The sequence below is a fragment of the Arthrobacter sp. H5 genome, assembly GCF_000520595.1.
In the GTDB taxonomy this organism is placed as follows: Bacteria; Actinomycetota; Actinomycetes; order Actinomycetales; family Micrococcaceae; genus Arthrobacter_D.
In genome coordinates this window covers 1-1,076 of sequence record NZ_AZSC01000372.1, presented here as the reverse complement: position 1 = coordinate 1,076, position 1,076 = coordinate 1, and the positions used below count along the sequence as shown (strand labels likewise).

Annotated in this window: 2 protein-coding genes; both read right to left on the bottom strand. The window is 63.7% G+C overall.

What is annotated here, in order from left to right:
• Positions 1-87: 87 nt before the first annotated feature.
• Entirely contained in the window at positions 88-786 is a 699-nt protein-coding gene (locus tag Y708_RS27260; protein WP_216699710.1) for a transposase, read from the bottom strand.
• Positions 749-1,076: helix-turn-helix domain-containing protein (locus Y708_RS27255; protein ID WP_155853632.1), on the bottom strand; the 328-nt coding region annotated here is incomplete at its 5' end. The genes Y708_RS27260 and Y708_RS27255, both read right to left, overlap by 38 nt.

The window sequence follows — 1,076 nt, the reverse complement described above, 5'->3', positions numbered from 1 at the left end:
GAGGCCTGAAATTGCAATGGCGGACCAGGTCCACCAGTAGGACTCCCCGACACCCGCTAGTGGGCATGTCTGCAAGTTCGTCGGGGGTCAGACTGCTTGGTCGTTGTGCTGGTCGATTCGGCGGAGGAATGCGTTGAGGTCGATACGGCTGTAGCGCCAGTCGAACGGGCTCGCGGTGGCGTTGTAGCGGTCTTGGAAGGCCAGGATCCGTGTGGCGAGGTCGGCGAGGTTCGCGAAGTCGGTGGGGCTGATGGCTTTGCGTTGCAGGATGGAGAAGTAGATCTCTACCTGGTTGAGCCAGGACGCGTGCACCGGTAGATGTACGAGGGTGGCGGTGGGCCAGGCGTGTGTCATCCGTTGGATGGAGCGCCACCCGTTGTGGGAGGAGCCGTTGTCGACCACCCAGAACACCCGTTTCGCTGAGGCGTAGGGCTCGGTGGTCATCACTTTGCTGACGAGTTCGGTGAAGGGTTCGATCCCCGTTTTAGGGGCGATGGTGCCCATCACACGGGCGTGGTGGACGTCGTAGGCGGCCATGTAGGCCAAGGTCCCGCCGCGGCGGTACTCGAACTCCACCCTGCGGGTACGCCCGGGTGCTGGTGGTAGTCCGGGGTGCCTGCGGTGCAGGGCTTGCAGTTGGGATTTTTCATCTGCGCTGATCACGTACTCGTCATCGCCCAAGGGTTGGCCTTCCCAGGTGCGGGCGTAGAGGTCCAGTACCCGGGCGGTCTTGACAGCGAAGTCGGGGTCACGGGGAAAGATCCAGGACCCAGGGTTTGATCGCATCAGCGTTCAACCAACGGCGCACCGACGAGGCCAACATTGAGGCGGCGATACCGCGGCGGGTGGCTTCGGTGGCCAACTCCAGGCTGGACCACCGCGACAGCGGTATCTGCGTCTCAGCCGGCAAGGTGCACGCCAACTGTTTGACCTCGGCCACCTGCACCGCAGTGAACGTCGGCGGGCGGCCCGTACGGGGCAGATCTGCCAACCCTTCCAGCCGGTGATGGTAGAACCGGTGACGCCATTTGCGCACGGTATCAATATGCATCCCCACATCGGCGGCGATCGCGGCG